The sequence below is a fragment of the Pedobacter sp. ASV28 genome, from assembly GCF_016428855.1.
Classification (GTDB): domain Bacteria; phylum Bacteroidota; class Bacteroidia; order Sphingobacteriales; family Sphingobacteriaceae; genus Pedobacter.
Genome location: NZ_JAELTN010000002.1, coordinates 1 through 16,594 on the forward strand (window position 1 = coordinate 1; position 16,594 = coordinate 16,594).

Sequence of the window (16,594 nt, forward strand, 5' to 3'; positions counted from 1 at the left end):
GGCTCGATCGTCGGCAGCGTCAGATGTGTATAAGAGACAGCAGCCCATACAAACAAAAATACCAAGGGCAAAAAAGATAAAAACCTGAGAACAAATGAACAAAAAACCAAAATTATTCTAAGAACTGCTATAGTAAGTGTTCTTTCGTGCATAGCCTGTATTCTGCTCATCTCAAATACCGATTTAATTCTAAGAGACAAAATTGTATTTGATCAAATGGTTCAAATAGACATTTTATCTTTTTTGCCCTTGGTATTTTTGTTTGTATGGGCTGCTTTTTATCTGCCAAAATTCATGCAGAGATTTCATGGCGTTTTTTCGAAGCTTTTGGTGTTGAGCATTGCTCCCTTATTCTTGGCCCAGTTATTTATGGCCTTAAGCAGTCAAGCCTTCGATTCCTACTTCAATGCAGCGCATTACCTACGTTTTATCAGTTATATTGTGCCTTTGGTTGGTATTGTGCTCAATTATGTAGAAACCGTACGAAACGAACAGCGGATGATTGCCAAGCTAGATGTAGAAATTAGAGAAAAACAGGCTATTGCTGCCAACCTATCTGAAAGAGAAGACCTATTGGCAAATGCAGAAAGAATATCTCATTTAGGAAGTTGGGAGCTAAACATTAAGACCAATTCCTACAAATGGTCTGATGAACTTTACAAAATTTATGGTTTTAACGATTTTTCTTTTCAGCCTACACATGCCATAAACGAACAGGTTATTGCCCCAGAATACAAGAAAAAAGTAAACAAGGAGCTTTCAAATGCAGTAATCAACAAAACACACTTTGCTGCAGAATACCAAATTTTACAACCCAACGGCGTAAGGAAATATGTGCTTGGACAGGGCTATTATTATGGAAAGGAACATAAGCTGATAGGCACTGTGCAGGATATCACCCAACTAAAGGAGGCCACCTTAAAATTACGTAAAAATGAAACCCTGCTCAGGGAAGCTGAAGCCGTTTCACATAATGGAAGTTGGGAATGGAATTCTGGCGATGAGCTGGTTTTTTGGTCGGATGAAATGTACAATATACATGGCTACCTACCTCACTCTGTTATCGTTAACCTCCATACCTACTTGTCTTTCATTTATGAAGATGACATAAACGAGGTAAGGTTACAGTTTTCCACAGCCAGAAAAAACAGGGCTTCTTTCACGGTAGGTTATAGAATAGTCCGTCCAAGTGGAGAAATAAGGTATGTTTCTACTACCGCAAAATTTAAAGAGAATGAAGTAGGTAATGGATATTCTTATTTAGGCAATACCCAAGATGTAACCTTGCTCAAAGAAACAGAAAGAAAACTTGAGGAAAAGATAAATGAGCTAAATGTGTCCAACAAAGACCTGGAGCAGTTCGCCTATGTAGCCTCTCACGATTTACAGGAACCTTTGAGAAAGATCAGGGCATTTGGAGAAAGGTTAAAAACAAGATTTGGAGACAGTATAGATGTAGAGGGTCAAGATTATATTGAACGGATGCAGAATGCCGCAGAAAGAATGCAAACTTTGATCGATGACCTACTGGCCTTTTCTAGGGCAGCTAGGGAAGCCAAACATTTCACCCCCGTTAACCTGAATGACCTTATTACAAAGGTATTGGCAGATCTTGATTATACCATTGAAAACAACCATGCCACTGTTGACTTAGCTATACAAGGACAGGTAGAAGGTATTGCGCCGCAGCTTGCACAAGTTTTTCAGAATATATTGAGCAACTCGCTTAAGTTTATGAGACCTAATGTGCCCCCTATCATAAATATTAGTTCAAAAACGGTACTCGGCAGTACGTTGCAAATCTCTGCTGCAGTGCAAAATCAGTGGTATTGCGTCATTCAGATTACCGATAACGGTATTGGCTTTGATGAAAGTTACGCTGGAAAAATATTTGATTTGTTTCAACGTCTACACTCAAGGGCAGAATATAAGGGTACAGGTATAGGTCTAGCCATCTGTAAAAAAATTGTAGATAACCATTCAGGTTTTATATTTGCAAAAAGCATTGAAGGAGAAGGCTCCTCATTTTTTATCATTTTACCCATAAAACATAACGCTATCTCATGACAGAAATAATGAATACACCCATTATTCTCATCGCAGAAGATGATCCTGATGATGCATTGATGCTTAAGGATGCCTTTTCAGAGATTAACCAAACTGCTATTAAATTTTTAGAGAATGGGAAGCTCCTGATGGACCATATCAAGCAGCTATTATTAGCAGATCAAATGCCTAATCTCATTTTAATTGACTTAAACATGCCCGTTTTTGATGGCAGAAGCGTTATTATAGAGCTTAGAGATAATCCAAGGACAAAAGATATTCCCTTAATTGTGCTATCTACCACAAAGAATAAGGATGACATCGATTCTGTGATGAAATTAGGGGCAAATGAGTTTTTTACCAAGCCATCGTCATTTAAAGACTTAGTAGACATTACTAACTCGATAACTAACAACTGGCTACATATTCATTGAACATATGGATAAAATAAGGGTCTTATTAATTGATGATGATGAAGATGATTATATCATCACCAAAGATATTTTTAATCGAATTCCCAAAGGGGAAAGGTATGAATTGTTTTGGATCGACAATTTCGAGAAAGGGATTAATGCCGTTTTAAAAAGGCAATATGATATCTACTTGGTCGACTATAGGCTAGGTAAGCATACGGGTGTAGACCTGTTGAACGAAGCCATCTTATCAGGCATAAAAGAACCAATTATCATTCTAACCGGAAAAGGCGATTATTTGATTGATGAGCAGGCCATGAATATTGGTGCTGCCGACTATCTGGTCAAGGATAAAATAGATTCCGATTCGCTCGATCGAACGCTACGTTATGCATTAAAGCAAAGCGAAACCCTGAAAGCCTTAAAAGAGAGTGAAAACAAATTTAAGATCATTTTTGACAAGGCCAAAGATCCCATATTAATTTCTGACTATACCGGCAAGATACATGATATCAATAAAGCCGGCTTAAACTTTTTTGGATACCACATCAAAGACGTGTTGGATATTAATGACAGAAGCCTATTTTTCACCCAGGAAGACCGTGATAATTTTATACAACAGCTAGAAACCAAAGGCGCCGTTAGCGATTTTGAGTGTGAAATGGTTTCTCATAGTGGCCAGGTTTATTTTTGTAGTCTTTCATCTTTTCTACAGATCGATCCACAAAACATGGTAGAGGTTTACCACACCATTATCCATGACCTTACCCATCGTAGAAATCAGGAAACAAAATCAATACACGAAAGTAAAATTTCCATTTCCGAACATATTGCCAAAGGCTTTGCAGAAGAAATAAGAAATCCACTTTCTACCATAAACCTGGTCTTGCACGAGCTGGCTACAGACGAAACCCTTGTTTATAATGAAACCATTCAGGCCAATCTGGAAATCATTAAAAGTAATTGTGATAGCATTAACCAACTGACCAAGAATTTTATTGCCAGCACAGAAAATAAACCTATAAGCCTACAAAAGACAAATATTAATCAGGTAATTAATGAAGCTATTGCAGAAATAAATGATTTGTTATTAGGCCATCATATCAATCTCCAAAAAGATATTCTACCTACCGATCTTTCTATCTCTATTGACAGGAAACAAATTAAAAAAGCACTGGTTAATATATTGAACAACGCTGTTGAAGCAATGGAACATTATCCGAAAGTGTTAAATATTAGTACAATTAACGACAGTGGTTATTATTCTATCCTGATAGAAGATAATGGTAAAGGAATTGAAAAAGAATTTGAAAGCAAGATTTTCCAGCCCTTTTTTACGACCAAAAAAGATGCCGAAGGTCTTGGTCTTACAGAAGCCGAAAGAACAGTGTTGGCGCATAACGGCACCATCCAATTTAAACCACAATCTTCTGGCAGCCTTTTCGTCGTTCAACTTCCAATAGACTAAGCTTCTGAAATTTAAAATCAGTCGTTACTAACTTCTGGCCATCAGATGCTTATCCCTATAAACGTTCAACAATGTTCGCATTGTTGTTTGTTTTAGGGCTTTTTTCTATATATTGGGGTACTCCAATAGGCATTGAACACTTGTTAAAAAATAACAAATACTTAAAACAATTGTAATAGGCCAAAGGTTATAATTAAAATATATTTGGACGAATTTAATTTTTAAACATAAAACTTTATATCATGAGCGATAATTCAAAAGTCGTAGTTGCTTTATTAGCTGGTTTAGCCGCAGGTGCAGCCTTAGGTCTATTATTTGCACCTGAAAAAGGTAGCGACACAAGAGATAAACTCAGTCAATCATTAAAAGATCTAGGAGACTCCATTAAGGAAAGAGCAGCAGACGAAATCAATAATCTTAATGGTCTAAAAGATAAAGTAGTAAGTACAATAAAAGGTAAACTGCGTGATGTTGAAGATGAGTATTCTGATGAAGTAGAACACGTATAGTTTTACCGTAATTTAATAAACGATAATGGAAGAAAAAAAAGAAAAAAGCATTGAAGACATTATCTTAGACGCAAAGAGTTATGTCGATACCCGACTGGAGTATATTCATTTGTCGTCGGTAGAAAAGGCTTCTAAATTATTTGCAGACTTAATTACCAACACCGTTGTAATAGTTTGCTTTGTATTGGCATTTTTATTGGGTACCATAACACTTGCCATTTTCCTTTCACAAACATTCGGAAGTTATGTGGCTGGTTTTGGCTGTGTAGCTGGCATCTATTTATTTTTGTCTATTATCGTTTATTTAACAAAGGATAAATACATCGAAAAAATATTGATCAACATGTTCATCAAAAAATATTTCGATAAAACAGCCGATAGCGATGAAGAATAGAAGAAATATCACATCCTTAGCAGATCTACATTTAGAAACAAGCCGCCTAAAAGCTGATTATCAGTTGAAAGAGGTTCAGTTGAAGGCTGATGTTAAAACTTATATCAAGCATCTATCTCCCTTCGGCCTGATTAAAAATTACCTTACTCCAAATAGCCTGTTTAAGATTGATGAAAAGACAAATATCAGTGGTAAGATCATGTCTTTTGTACTTCCTTTTATCTTAAACAAAACTCTTTTTAGGGGTTCTGGATTTTTAACAAAAGGTATAGCTGCATTAGTCTCTAGCAAAATGGGCAAATCGTTAGATGCCGAAAATTTAACGGGAATTTTTCACCATATCAAATCATTCTTTGCTCCATCCAAAAAAAACAAGGATAAGTTTGTAGATTATGGCATCCCACCAGATAGTGAGACCTATTAAGCTAGCGATCTTTAAATAACAAGAATACGGTAGGTTTTTTATGTAGATCTACCTTTTCCTTTTGCCATAAACCAATTGGCAAGGTCTTGATAAACTCTTCTTCGCCGTTAATATTACTGGCTATACACAACAAGGTAGAGGGCTGGCAATTTTTCAGAATATCTTCAAGTAAGTGATTATTCCTGAAAGGCGTTTCCATGAACAGCTGCGTCTGCTTGTATCGTTGTGATAATTGCTCCAGGTCTTTTATCCTCTTTGCTCTTTCTGCCTTATCTATAGGCAAATAACCTGTAAAGGCATAACTTTGACCACTAAAGCCAGATGACATCAGCGCTTGCAACATTGCATTGGGACCAACCAATGGAACTACCCTGATCCCCTTTCTGTGAGCTTCAGCAACAATATCGGCTCCTGGATCAGCTACACCTGGACATCCGGCTTCGCTCATCAATCCTACGTTTAGCCCTGAATTTAGTTCCTTAAAAAACGGCATGAGGCTATTTCCTCTTTTATGCTTGCCATAATCGTGGATAAGTAATTCGCTCTGTGGAGTTTTAAGTCCCGCTTCTTTTAAAAACCTTCGTGCTGTTTTTTCATTCTCAACAATATAGGTATTAAGGGTATTAATTGTTTCTACCAGAAAAGGGGTAAAAGATTTATGGGCGGCATGATCTGCCAATGGAACCGGAATGAGGAAAAGTATACCTTTTTGCATTACTCAAATTAAAATTTGTAAAAACACCATAAAACAGCAAAGTGTTTTGTTTGTTTGGTCATGTAGCAAATTTAGTTCCATTATTGACTAATATATAACACATTCTAGGACAAAAACGCTACACTTTATGTTCGAAACATACGTTAAATATCACAAACACGCAAATTCTTGTGGCTTTAACGCTATTTAACACAAATTGGTGCTCAAATTGATAGCATATAAGTGTTAGGTTAATTATAAATTTTAAAACACACAGAACATGAAAAGCTTAATCAAATTTCCGGCAGTAGCATTAGGACTTTTTCTCCTACTCACCGGTGCTACTCAAAAAGCGGTGGCGCAATATGATGATGTTTCTTTACAAACATTCTATGATGAATTGTCGCCGTATGGCACTTGGATTAAAGATCCCGAATACGGATATGTATGGAGGCCAGATGTTGACCAGGATGAATTTAGGCCCTATTACACAAATGGCCGTTGGGCCATGACAGAATATGGGAATACTTGGGTCTCCAATTACGATTGGGGCTGGGCGCCATTCCACTATGGCCGTTGGATCTACAACAGATATAACAGATGGATATGGCTTCCAGATACAGTTTGGGGACCTGCCTGGGTAAGTTGGAGAAGTGGTGGCGGTTATTATGGATGGGCTCCACTTGGACCAAGCATCAGCATCAATATCAATATAGGTAGAGGCTATGCCGTTCCCGATTTTTGCTGGAATTTTATTCCCCAAAGAGACATCTATTATAATAGCTATCCTCGTTATTACAGCGGTAGAAACAGAGTATATATTCAAAATACAATCATTATTAATAATACTTATGTACGCAATAACAGAACGTATTATACTGGACCAAGGGCAGAAGATATTAGAAGGGCAACAAACCAAAACGTAACAGTGTATAATATGTCCAGAAGCAATAGGGCTGGCGCAAGCAGAATTGAAAACAATAGCGTGAATATATATACGCCTCGTCCAACTAGAGGAAATGACAATGCCAATGTAGGGCCTAGACAAGTGGTACAAGGAAGTGTAACTAGAGATAGAATTGAAAGAAATCCTGCTACAAACAGCCGTAGTGAAAGAGGCAATACAAACGGCAGTTATCCAGGCAATATGGGCAGAGAAGAAAGAAATAGCAATGGTACCGTTACTGCTCCATCTAGGGGACGTGAGACCACTACAGGCTCCGTACCTAACCGAGAAAGCAGGGTGGACAACCCTCAAACAACGGAGAGAGATAGAGGTGTTTTTGGAAGAACCAGAGACAATTCAACTCAAAACCCAATGAATGACCGCAGTTCGAATGGTAGAGAGCATACAACAAATGCTCCTGTTCAACAAGAAAGAGCAAACAGACCGCAACAGCAACCTCAACAACGTTCTACTGAAGGTAGAAGTCAGCCTTCTGCTCCTCCACAACGAATGGAAAGGACAGAACGTAGCCAACCTCAACAACGACCAGAGCGTGTTGAACAATCTTCAGGCAGCGGCCGATCTTCATCAAGCGGTAGCGGCGAGAGTAGAAGCAGTAGAGGAGAAAGTACTGGTAGACCCGGCAGGGGTTAAAATAGAAAAGGTAGCTTATGGCTACCTTTTCTATTTTATTTTGAATCTACATTGAAGAGTTTTGCCTGTTCTTCTACATGTTCAAGGGTATGATAAACCTGGTATAAAGCTCTCGGTATATGGAAACATCCTTTCCATTTACCACCTTTTAAAGGTAGATAAACTTCACCACGCCTATTCAAATAACCAAACCATTCCCCACCATTCTCTCCATCCCTAAAATGCTTCCAAGTATATTGGTGCAATTTTTCAAACCATTCTGCACATTTTTCATTTTGGGTAAGGGCATAACCTTTAGCCATGGTCACCAAGGCTTCCACGTGTACCCACCATAATTTTTGATCCCATTCCAACTGCTGTACCGGGTGCCCCTTAATATCTTTAAAATATAGAATGCCTTCGTATCGTTTATCCCAACCAAATTCCAATGCGGTAAAAGCAATCTCTAACGCTTTATTAATCAATTCTCCATCATTTCTTCTTACCGCTAAATCCATAATAAACCACATGGCCTCTATAATATGGCCCGGATTAACTACTCTACCCTCAAAGGAATCAGAAAAACTGCCATCATGATGGACATTCTCGAGGATCAGTCCTGAACTGGGTTGATAAAAGACAGACATTACTTCATGTAAGACTTCCTCTATTAGTCCATCTATTGTCGATTTATCCAACAAATGTTCCAATTCCAAAGACAGGTTGCAAAGTATCATTGGCAAGGAGAAGTTCTTTAATTCTCTGGTGCCAGGAAAAGCTTTAGCGTATTTTCCCTTCGGAGAATCTCTACGCTGCAATATTCTGTTAAATGTTTGTAGTGCAATAGCTGCATCTTCATCACGTTGGTTAATCTTGCACAAGGCCCCAAAGCCCATTGCGGCAAAACAATCAGAAAAAATATTATAAGGTTGTACCAAAGGTTTTCCCCTCTTGGTAAAAGAAAAATACCAATCTCCATGTTCGTCCCTTCCGTTGGTTCTCATAAATGAAGCCCCTAGTTCGGCTATATCTAACCATTCCTGAAGGTTTTCCACCTTATCGAACAACATGGAGTAAGTCCATATTTGCCTACCTTGAAGCCAGGCAAACTTATCCGTATCAAACACTTTACCTGTTGCATCTAAACAGGTAAAATATCCTCCTGCATCTTTATCCAACGAATTCTTGCTCCAAAAAGGAATGATCTCGTTTAGAAGTTCATTTCTGTATATATCTATATAGGTCTTCATATTTAAAATTGCTTTGCGTATTCCTGGTATCTGTTGTAAAGATGATGTGCCTGAATGTAAGCTGACTGAGGGCTCATAAAATGAGAGAATTCAAAAGTTATGGCCTTATCATAGCCGGCCTTCCTTGCTGCTTCAAGCTTCAATCTTAGTTTTTCGAACTTGATCGGTAAAAATTTGATGGGCATATCTCGGTCGAAACTTTCTGCATTAGTCCAGCATTGAAGGCCAAATTGGTCGGCCATCTTTTTATTTATTTCGAAAAAATCTTGAAGTTCATGATAATCTACATGACCATCCTGAAAAGCCACCGCATCTATGGATCCTTTTAGTCCGGAGAAGATTTCCGACCATTCTGCTTCATGTTCTTTTAATGAAACGGCATTTTCTTTTGCCAATTCTGCCGAAGCAGCCATTACTGCTTTTTTACCATCAATCCATGGAGAGATAAAAGTTGGCAAGTTATTGCTTACCCCTTTGCACTGTAAGCCCAGTGTATTAAAAGCCTCGGTAGCTCCCTTGGTACGACGGCTGATCTCCATACTCAAATACCACCCACCAAAACTTTGATAATGTCCATATTTGGACCACACTTCATCTATCACATATCTGTTGGCATCAATTTCATGCTGTAAATTCCCCGTATCCCAATAATGTCCGCTATCATACAAACCAAAATAGAATTTCATTCCATATTGATCGGCCAACTCCAAAAACAGCGCTACCAAATCAATGGGTGGCGCATAACAGCCAAACTTATCCTGAAGGTACACAGAAGGATAGGTGATAAACCTCCTATAACCACTTCTAATAAGGATCACCGTATCAATCCCCATTGCTTTCATATGTGCAAAATCCTTAGCCCATTCCTCTTTTCCCCAATTTTGGTGAGGAATATCATGAGAAATCTCATCAATAAAAGTTCCCGTTATTCTCATAAATATTGTTTATCCTTTAAAAATTTTACCCAATTTATATAGGCGCTTGCCTTAAGATGTATACCATCCATTGTAAATTCTTTCTTTAACACTCCATTTTCATCTTGAAACAATGGACAGATGTTAATATAGACCACCCCTTCTTCGGCAGCTAAGGCTTCGAGTTTTCGATTAAGGGCGGGCACTAATACATTTCTATCTTTGGTATAAGCCTCTTTTGTCATCTCTTCATTAATAGGTAGTGCGCTTTCCAGGTAGATTTTTGTTTTAGGCGATTGCTGTTTTATTTTTCTGATAATGCGACGATAGTTATAGATACTGACTTCGTGAGGAAGCTTTCTGAACTGATCGTTGATACCGTCCATTAAATAAATGGCTTTTGGCTTCGCTTTCAAAATTTCATCCATTCGTGCTAAAATGCCAAATGAGTTATCTCCTCCAATGCCCCTGTTTACCACTGGGTATTTACTGTCGGCCAATAATTCTTGCCACTCGGCCCTTTCGGTAATGCTGTTGCCTAAAAAAACAATGGCATTTTTTGGAACAGGGGTTTTATCAAAATATTCCATCCGCTGCTGGTAGTACCAGTTGGCATAACTGCTGTCTATTTTAACGCTTTGTGCTTGGCTAACGCCGAAAAGTGCAGATGTGATGATGATTAGACTTAATTTTTTCATGGTTTATATCACTTTCAGTCGTTTAAGTTCATTGGCCCAATACACATAGGATGCTTGACGCAGGTGCAGGCCGTCGATGCTCCACTCTTTCCTCAAGCTTCCCTTTTCATCTGCCAAAGCCGGATGCAGGTTGATGTAGGATACATTCATTTCTTTACATAGTGCCTCTAATTTCTGGTTCAAATCGTTTATTTTGCTATTTTTCACTTGGGCATAAATAGACGGGAGCATTGCCTCGTTAACCGGAAGTACGCTTTGCATGTATAACTTTGTTTTTGGTGATTGCGTTTTTACCATAACCATCATCCTCTTGAAGTTTTGAAGGATGACATCATTCGAAATGCCACGCTTCATATCATTTACGCCACTTAGCAAGAATATTCTTGCCGGCTTTGATTCCAACACTTCATCTAGGCGGGCCAGTATGCCATAAGTAACATCACCGCTGATACCTCGGTTAATAACCTTCTTTTTGGGAAACAGTTCCTGCCATTTCCCCCCCTCTGTGATGCTATTGCCCACAAAAACAATCTCCCCTTTACGGTTAGGCATTTTCCTGAAAAAATCAAGCCTTTGCGTATAATGCCCATTGATATAGCTGCTATCTATTGGGGCAGCTTCTTGGGCATTTGTTAAGCTTGCCAAGGCTATTAAACAAGCTGTACATATCAACTTTAACACTTTCATCTCATTATTTTTTAATCAATTCTCCTTTATTATCATCTCCGGGAGTTTCTTCTTCAGTTTTTTTTAAGGGCACTATCCATGTGGCTATAAAAGCTGGTATGGTGGCAATCAATACCCAGATAAAAAAATGTTTGTACCCCAAATAATCGCTGATGTAGCCACTGATCATGCTGGCCAAGGTATACCCGAAATAGGTGATGGCGCTACCAAAAGCATAATGTGCCATTTGATACTTTCCAGGAGCAATTTGTTGCATAATAAAAAGGATTATGCCTATAAAACCAAAGCCATAGCCAAAATGCTCAATAGCCACAGCGCTACCAATAATGAATAAGTTATCGGTTTGCGTAAATGCCAAATAAGCATAAGTAATAAATGGCAGATTGAAAAAGGCACATAGCATTAATAATGTTTTTCGAGTTAAGCCTTTGTTTGATACAAAATACCCCGCAGCTAAAGAACCTAGAACAAATGCAATGGTGCCGTAAATACCCGTAAGCATCCCTAAAACGGCTTCGCTAAGTTCTAAACCACCTACTGATTTTGTCGCTTTGAAAAATAGCGGCATGATCTTGATCGCCTGCCCCTCCGCAAATCGATATAAAATGATAAATAAAATACCAAACCAAATGTGTTTCTTCCTAAAAAAGCTAGTGATCACATCACTTAAAGTTTGCCAAACCTGGGCCGTGGTTTGCACCGAAACTTGCGCTTGTGTTTGTGGTAAAAATTTCTTGTTATATAAGCCCAGTAAAAACATTACCGCAGCATAAACTAATAAAATAACAGCCCAAGCTTTTGTATTTCCGTACAGGGGAATAAGTACTCCTACTAAAAACACCATACCACCATTTGAAAACAACTTGGCAAAATTGTAAAATGTACCTTGCCAGCCTACGTATTGAGCTTGCTGCTTATTGCTTAGCGATTGCAGGTATAAGCCGTCGGCAGCGATGTCTTGAGTAGCCCCTAAAAAAGCAATTAATAAAAAGACAATAACCGATGATGCGAAGAAATTATCTAAGAACAACAGGCCGGCAGCAATGGCAAACAGCAAACCACAAAGTATTTGAGAGATGTAGATATAAAACTTTTTGGTTTTATATAACTCCATAAAAGGCCCCCACAGCGGTTTAAAGCTCCAAGGCAAAATAATTATACCAGTGTATACGGTTATTTGGGTATCGGAGAAACCCATGTTTTTATACAATAGCGAAAGCAAAGTTCCTCCCAACACTAAATTGGGTAAGCCCATGGCAAACCATGTACTGGGTATCCAAAAAATTGGATTGATGTTTTTAGTTTTTGTTTGATCCACTGTGTGTATTTTTTTGTTTTAGGTTTTCCAGAAAAATTTAATGCGTGTAAAAAATACAGTAACCATTGCAACTATACCTGTGAAAATAATACCTCTTGCAAAACCAATGAAGGCACTTGTGTTCATGGCATCTAGCTGACCAGAAAGTGTAGTTATTTTGAGTAAAGGAATAAGCAATAGATTGCCAGCAGTATAGGCGATCATTGGGTTCTTGCCATTGCTAGCCAAAAATCCTATGATCGGTTTTAAATAACCTAGTTTTTCAACCAAACTAAATGACAGTAGCGTTAAGAACGAAAGGCCACTACACACAAAGTAGTAACTGTAGGTTGAATAATCTTTTTTAATACCACCTTCATAGGCCTCAAAAAATAAACCCAATAACAATAGATAAGCACCAACGGTAACCATTTTGTTAATAAGTACACTGTTTTCTTTCACCTGCCTCGAAAGCAGTAGCAGGCTAGCACAACCAATAAGGTTAAGCAGCAGGTTTATCTCTAAGGCCCTAGAAAATAGCCCCCATAGATTGATGGCTACCAAAGCGCTTGCAATAACCGCTATAGAAAGCATTACTTTTTTGGGCACTACCTTTCCATTCTTAATTTTACTCTCTTTAATAAACCATTCGCCAGCAAACGTTCCTGGAATAATGATAAATAGGTATTTCAGATAATAAAATTTGTACAACCAGTCAACAGGCGTCCAGTTAAAAAGCAAATGATTAATACTTCCTTCTTCTTTAGAAGCAAGGAAAACAGCCATTACAAAAGGAAGAATGGCTATTCTCCACAATGGTTGATGACGTGTAAAATACCAAATGAGGCCTCCAAAAAAGGCCATATTAGCCAATACAATAATGATGATATCGCTCTTATTTAAACTAAATTTACCATAAGAAAAGGAGTAAAAACATAGGAAACCAATAGCAACTAAAAGACCAAAAAGCTTGATGGCTATTGCTTTTTGTTTTTTGACAAATGCAGTCCAATTACCATACATTAAGAATAAACAGGCAAAGCCGGTAATAGAAGTAATATAGGTTATTAAAGAAGGTTCTTTTTCCATCACCCAAGCTCGGGCATGAAAGGTAAAAATAGCAAAAAGTGCCAAAAGGACCATTCTGCTAAATAATTGTATAAAAATTCGATAAAAAGGCAGCTCATCCACTTTTTTATGCAAAGCCAAAGGGATGGCAGCACCCATTGAAAAAAGGAAAAATGGGAATACAAGATCTACCCAGGTAATTCCCGGAATAGCTGGGTTGAAAGCATGGGTTGGTGGTGGTGTTTGCGCATGGAACATCCAAGCCGGCAGAATATCGCCAAAGGCAATGCTGCTTGAGAGTACCATGCAAAGGATAGCTAATCCCCTAAAAGCATCCAGACTATTTAAACGTTTGTTCATATTTTTTAAAGATTTGCAGGGTATTTCTCCCTGCAAACACTTATTTTATTGTAATGGTTAACTCTTTTACCGTTTCTTTGATGTTTCCATTTAAGCCATTTTTTCCCACAAATGTTACCGTATAAGTACCAGACTGATTAAACTTATATTTATAGTTTTTCATTCTATCGGTATAAGCTTTTATGCCCATACCCAAGTCAGGACTAACTTTACTGGGAAATAAGGCCCTACTTACCGCCCAATCTTCAGATTCGTTTAGCGTACTGTTTGGTGCAAAATATAGAAAGGGAGTGGTTGTCTGTATAGTCCATTTGTTGGCCGTATTTTTAACATCAATAGCAAGCCAACCGGCCGACGTTACATTAGCAATTACCGAAGCCCCATTTATCGTTTTATTGGTAAGGTTAAAAGCAGGCACTCTCCATGTTCTACCACCCAACGCTGCAGTGGTACTTGCTTGTCCTATCCATCTCCATGCGAAGAAAATCGGCTTTCCAGAAACAGGCAGATCAGAAAGATCTACATCACTAGAGGCCGTAACCACACCTACTGCCCCTGCGGCAGCTGAAGATAAAGTAAAGCGATTGGTAATATCCGTCCAGGTAGCCTTATTGATGCCATCTACAGTATATAGATTATCAAAATCGGTAGAGTATAAAAGACTTAGATTATTGGTCTGTGTACCATATAAAACTTGGGTAGAAATATTTAAATGTAATTTCCCATCATTTGATTCTAACCTATTTCTATATCTATACTCTTTACCAACTTCTCCAGAGTAAAAACCTATTACATCTGCATAACCTTCTATTTGAAATTCAACAGAATCTGCTACATTATATTCTGTTTTTGCTATGCTCACATTAAATGTTGGCTCATCAGGTGCATTTTTTTTACAGGCATATATCGCCGGAATTAATAGCAGGCCAAGTATATATTTTAATTTATTCATGACAATATTTTTTTACGGTTAATAATATATTACCAACCTTTATTCGGAATAATCAATTTGTTTAAACTTAGTTCTGCTGCAGGAATGGCAAACAAGGTATCTTTTTCGGAAACATTTTGCCCTGATTTTGCAGCATAAGTATAAGCAGAAGGAGCTGTTGTTGAAATTTCATTCGCGATGCTCTTCATCGTCGAATAAAACTGTCCCCAACGGATCAGGTCAAATCTTCTTAAGCCTTCATAGCCCAGCTCTAAAGATCTTTCTTTTCTCACTGCTGCACGGAAATCATCTTTTGTAGCCGTATTTGCTAAAGTCAAATCATGGTTGGCCGTTTGTGTATTGGTAAGTACGGCAGTTGCTGTGGCCCCTGTTCCTGCACCTCCAGAGAAAGTGACAGTCGGTGCAGAGGTATAGCCAGTGCCCATATCGGTAATATACACCGCCGAAACCCTATTTGAAGCAATTACAGCCGTAGCTTTAGCTCCTGTTCCGCCACCACCACTGATTGTGACTGTTGGAGCAGCTGTGTACCCACTTCCGCCGGCCGTAACACTGATAGATTTTACCAATTCGAAATTAACTAAAGTCTTTCCAAAAGCACGACGACGAACTTCGTTGACGGCATCGAAAGCCTTAGTTGTCGGGACATTATTTATTTCGTTTTCGGCTTCGGCCAGCATTAACAATACATCGGCATATCTTAACAAGGGAAAGTTAATGCTCGTGGTACCATTGAATTTGGGTGTAGCTGTTTCATATTCACGGCGCCATTTAGCATCATAACGATTATAGATTTGAGTTGGCCCATACCCTATTCGAGAATTATCTGTACCGTAGTAATAAGGACTAATATTCCAGTCTCTTCTTAAATCGCCGTCTTCAAAACTATTGTAGTATCTTTCTGTAGCGTGTTTTGCACCATAGCTATAACCTATAGTTGCATTTGCGCCAATACCATTGATAGAACCTAAGGAACCTTCTTCTTCTTGTGTCCCATTCTTTTTGTTAAATTCCACTTCCCAAATCACTTCTTTGGTATCGTATTTATCTTGGCACATATTAATAAATACTTGTGAATAACTTGGATTTAGGCTATGGCCTGCAGTTTTCACTTTTTCTGCCCACTTGACCACTTCTGCATAGCGAGAAGCATCATTCAGTGGAGCTCCGGCCATTTTAAGGTTAACACGTGCCAAAATTCCCCAAACTACAGATTTAGTAACACGACTACCGTAGGTATAGTTGGCAATTGGATTTACCATATCTGCGGCTTTTTCCATATCACTTACAATTTGTGCGTAAATGGTTTTATATGGCGTGTTGGCAAAGTTCACATCAGATGGAGATTTTGTTGCATTTAAACGCAGCGGAACATTACCCCAGTTACTAGTCAAAATGAAATAATAATAGGCTCTTAAAAATAAAGCTTCTCCTTTGGCCGCATTTTTCTTTGTAGCATCCATCGTCGCTTTGTCGATATTTTCCAGAAGCATATTAGCCCTATTGATACCGTTATACAAGGTAGTCCAAGCATCGGTAAGCTTTGTATCGGAAGGATTGTAATTGTACAAACCTATATCTTGTGTCCATGAGGATAGTGCAATAAATGCATCATCTGCCACATCCATTTCAAAATAAAAGTTCCTACCATACGTGGCGCTTTTACCTAGAACATCGTATACACCCGTTAGTGCTGCATTAATGTCTGCTTCTGTATTGTAATAATTGGCCGGTGCCAATGAATCGGTAGGGGCTATTTCTAAGAACTTTTTACAAGAACTCAGTGTGATTACCGAAATAAATAATAGAATTAAAATACGTTTCATCATTTTATCAAATTA

At 38.3% G+C, this 16,594-nt stretch carries 16 protein-coding genes; 7 read left to right on the forward strand and 9 right to left on the reverse strand.

Annotated elements, in window-relative coordinates; all coding sequences use genetic code 11:
- The first annotated feature begins 294 nt into the window (after window positions 1-294).
- From JHD79_RS00885 to JHD79_RS00910, 6 genes are all read left to right on the forward strand, one after another.
- Window positions 295-2,067, forward strand: coding sequence for a PAS domain-containing protein (locus JHD79_RS00885; RefSeq protein WP_199117201.1), 1,773 nt, complete (start codon window positions 295-297; stop codon window positions 2,065-2,067).
- On the forward strand, window positions 2,064-2,480 hold the full coding sequence (locus JHD79_RS00890) for a response regulator (RefSeq protein ID WP_199117202.1): 417 nt from the start codon (window positions 2,064-2,066) through the stop codon (window positions 2,478-2,480). The genes JHD79_RS00885 and JHD79_RS00890 overlap by 4 nt, the downstream gene beginning before the upstream one ends.
- Before the next feature lie 4 nt (window positions 2,481-2,484).
- A complete protein-coding gene (locus JHD79_RS00895; RefSeq protein ID WP_199117203.1) occupies window positions 2,485-3,927 on the forward strand; it encodes a hybrid sensor histidine kinase/response regulator in 1,443 nt (480 codons plus the stop codon).
- Between the two features lie 242 nt (window positions 3,928-4,169).
- Window positions 4,170-4,436 (forward strand): YtxH domain-containing protein, encoded by a 267-nt coding sequence (locus JHD79_RS00900; RefSeq protein WP_199117204.1) that lies wholly within the window; start codon window positions 4,170-4,172, stop codon window positions 4,434-4,436.
- Between the two features lie 25 nt (window positions 4,437-4,461).
- Entirely contained in the window at window positions 4,462-4,830 is a 369-nt protein-coding gene (locus JHD79_RS00905) for a phage holin family protein (protein WP_199117205.1), read from the forward strand.
- Window positions 4,820-5,254 carry a hypothetical protein gene (locus JHD79_RS00910; protein ID WP_199117206.1) on the forward strand — a complete coding sequence of 145 codons (435 nt, stop codon included), beginning with the start codon at window positions 4,820-4,822 and terminating at the stop codon, window positions 5,252-5,254. Before JHD79_RS00905 ends, JHD79_RS00910 begins: the two co-directional genes overlap by 11 nt.
- Window position 5,255: 1 nt before the next feature.
- Here JHD79_RS00910 and JHD79_RS00915 read toward each other — a convergent pair whose 3' ends face one another.
- Complete coding sequence (locus tag JHD79_RS00915) at window positions 5,256-5,969, reverse strand: SAM-dependent methyltransferase (protein ID WP_199117207.1); 714 nt, start codon at window positions 5,967-5,969, stop codon at window positions 5,256-5,258.
- A 259-nt stretch (window positions 5,970-6,228) separates the two neighbouring features.
- Between JHD79_RS00915 and JHD79_RS00920 the strand changes: the two genes are divergently transcribed.
- A complete protein-coding gene (locus tag JHD79_RS00920; RefSeq protein WP_199117208.1) occupies window positions 6,229-7,548 on the forward strand; it encodes a DUF6600 domain-containing protein in 1,320 nt (439 codons plus the stop codon).
- Window positions 7,549-7,583: 35 nt separating this feature from the next.
- On the opposite strand, the gene JHD79_RS00925 is transcribed toward JHD79_RS00920, so the two are convergent.
- The 8 genes from JHD79_RS00925 to JHD79_RS00960 are packed head-to-tail and all read right to left on the reverse strand — an operon-like array spanning window position 7,584 to window position 16,582.
- Window positions 7,584-8,777, reverse strand: coding sequence for an AGE family epimerase/isomerase (locus JHD79_RS00925; RefSeq protein ID WP_199117209.1), 1,194 nt, complete (start codon window positions 8,775-8,777; stop codon window positions 7,584-7,586).
- A gap of 2 nt (window positions 8,778-8,779) precedes the next feature.
- Window positions 8,780-9,712, reverse strand: a complete 933-nt coding sequence (locus JHD79_RS00930) for a DUF4434 domain-containing protein (RefSeq protein WP_199117210.1) — start codon at window positions 9,710-9,712, stop codon at window positions 8,780-8,782.
- A complete protein-coding gene (locus tag JHD79_RS00935) occupies window positions 9,709-10,389 on the reverse strand; it encodes a GDSL-type esterase/lipase family protein (protein ID WP_199117211.1) in 681 nt (226 codons plus the stop codon). Before JHD79_RS00935 ends, JHD79_RS00930 begins: the two co-directional genes overlap by 4 nt.
- 3 nt (window positions 10,390-10,392) lie before the next feature.
- Entirely contained in the window at window positions 10,393-11,076 is a 684-nt protein-coding gene (locus JHD79_RS00940; protein ID WP_199117212.1) for a GDSL-type esterase/lipase family protein, read from the reverse strand.
- 4 nt (window positions 11,077-11,080) lie between these two features.
- Window positions 11,081-12,394 (reverse strand): MFS transporter, encoded by a 1,314-nt coding sequence (locus JHD79_RS00945; RefSeq protein WP_370583295.1) that lies wholly within the window; start codon window positions 12,392-12,394, stop codon window positions 11,081-11,083.
- Window positions 12,395-12,412: 18 nt separating this feature from the next.
- On the reverse strand, window positions 12,413-13,801 hold the full coding sequence (locus JHD79_RS00950) for a DUF5009 domain-containing protein (RefSeq protein ID WP_199117213.1): 1,389 nt from the start codon (window positions 13,799-13,801) through the stop codon (window positions 12,413-12,415).
- A 40-nt stretch (window positions 13,802-13,841) separates the two neighbouring features.
- Entirely contained in the window at window positions 13,842-14,753 is a 912-nt protein-coding gene (locus JHD79_RS00955; protein ID WP_199117214.1) for a DUF5017 domain-containing protein, read from the reverse strand.
- Between the two features lie 29 nt (window positions 14,754-14,782).
- A complete protein-coding gene (locus tag JHD79_RS00960; protein ID WP_233164508.1) occupies window positions 14,783-16,582 on the reverse strand; it encodes a RagB/SusD family nutrient uptake outer membrane protein in 1,800 nt (599 codons plus the stop codon).
- Window positions 16,583-16,594: the final 12 nt, after the last annotated feature.

Bases quoted from the DNA above. Each gene is read 5' to 3' on its own strand.
- JHD79_RS00915 (WP_199117207.1), bottom strand. From the start codon at position 5,969: ATGCAAAAAGGTATACTTTTCCTCATTCCGGTTCCATTGGCAGATCAT.
- JHD79_RS00950 (WP_199117213.1), bottom strand. From the start codon at position 13,801: ATGAACAAACGTTTAAATAGTCTGGATGCTTTTAGGGGATTAGCTATC.
- JHD79_RS00935 (WP_199117211.1), bottom strand. From the start codon at position 10,389: ATGAAAAAATTAAGTCTAATCATCATCACATCTGCACTTTTCGGCGTT.
- JHD79_RS00910 (WP_199117206.1), top strand. From the start codon at position 4,820: ATGAAGAATAGAAGAAATATCACATCCTTAGCAGATCTACATTTAGAA.
- JHD79_RS00895 (WP_199117203.1), top strand. From the start codon at position 2,485: ATGGATAAAATAAGGGTCTTATTAATTGATGATGATGAAGATGATTAT.
- JHD79_RS00955 (WP_199117214.1), bottom strand. From the start codon at position 14,753: ATGAATAAATTAAAATATATACTTGGCCTGCTATTAATTCCGGCGATA.
- JHD79_RS00885 (WP_199117201.1), top strand. From the start codon at position 295: ATGCAGAGATTTCATGGCGTTTTTTCGAAGCTTTTGGTGTTGAGCATT.
- JHD79_RS00925 (WP_199117209.1), bottom strand. From the start codon at position 8,777: ATGAAGACCTATATAGATATATACAGAAATGAACTTCTAAACGAGATC.
- JHD79_RS00890 (WP_199117202.1), top strand. From the start codon at position 2,064: ATGACAGAAATAATGAATACACCCATTATTCTCATCGCAGAAGATGAT.
- JHD79_RS00930 (WP_199117210.1), bottom strand. From the start codon at position 9,712: ATGAGAATAACGGGAACTTTTATTGATGAGATTTCTCATGATATTCCT.
- JHD79_RS00940 (WP_199117212.1), bottom strand. From the start codon at position 11,076: ATGAAAGTGTTAAAGTTGATATGTACAGCTTGTTTAATAGCCTTGGCA.
- JHD79_RS00905 (WP_199117205.1), top strand. From the start codon at position 4,462: ATGGAAGAAAAAAAAGAAAAAAGCATTGAAGACATTATCTTAGACGCA.
- JHD79_RS00900 (WP_199117204.1), top strand. From the start codon at position 4,170: ATGAGCGATAATTCAAAAGTCGTAGTTGCTTTATTAGCTGGTTTAGCC.
- JHD79_RS00920 (WP_199117208.1), top strand. From the start codon at position 6,229: ATGAAAAGCTTAATCAAATTTCCGGCAGTAGCATTAGGACTTTTTCTC.
- JHD79_RS00960 (WP_233164508.1), bottom strand. From the start codon at position 16,582: ATGATGAAACGTATTTTAATTCTATTATTTATTTCGGTAATCACACTG.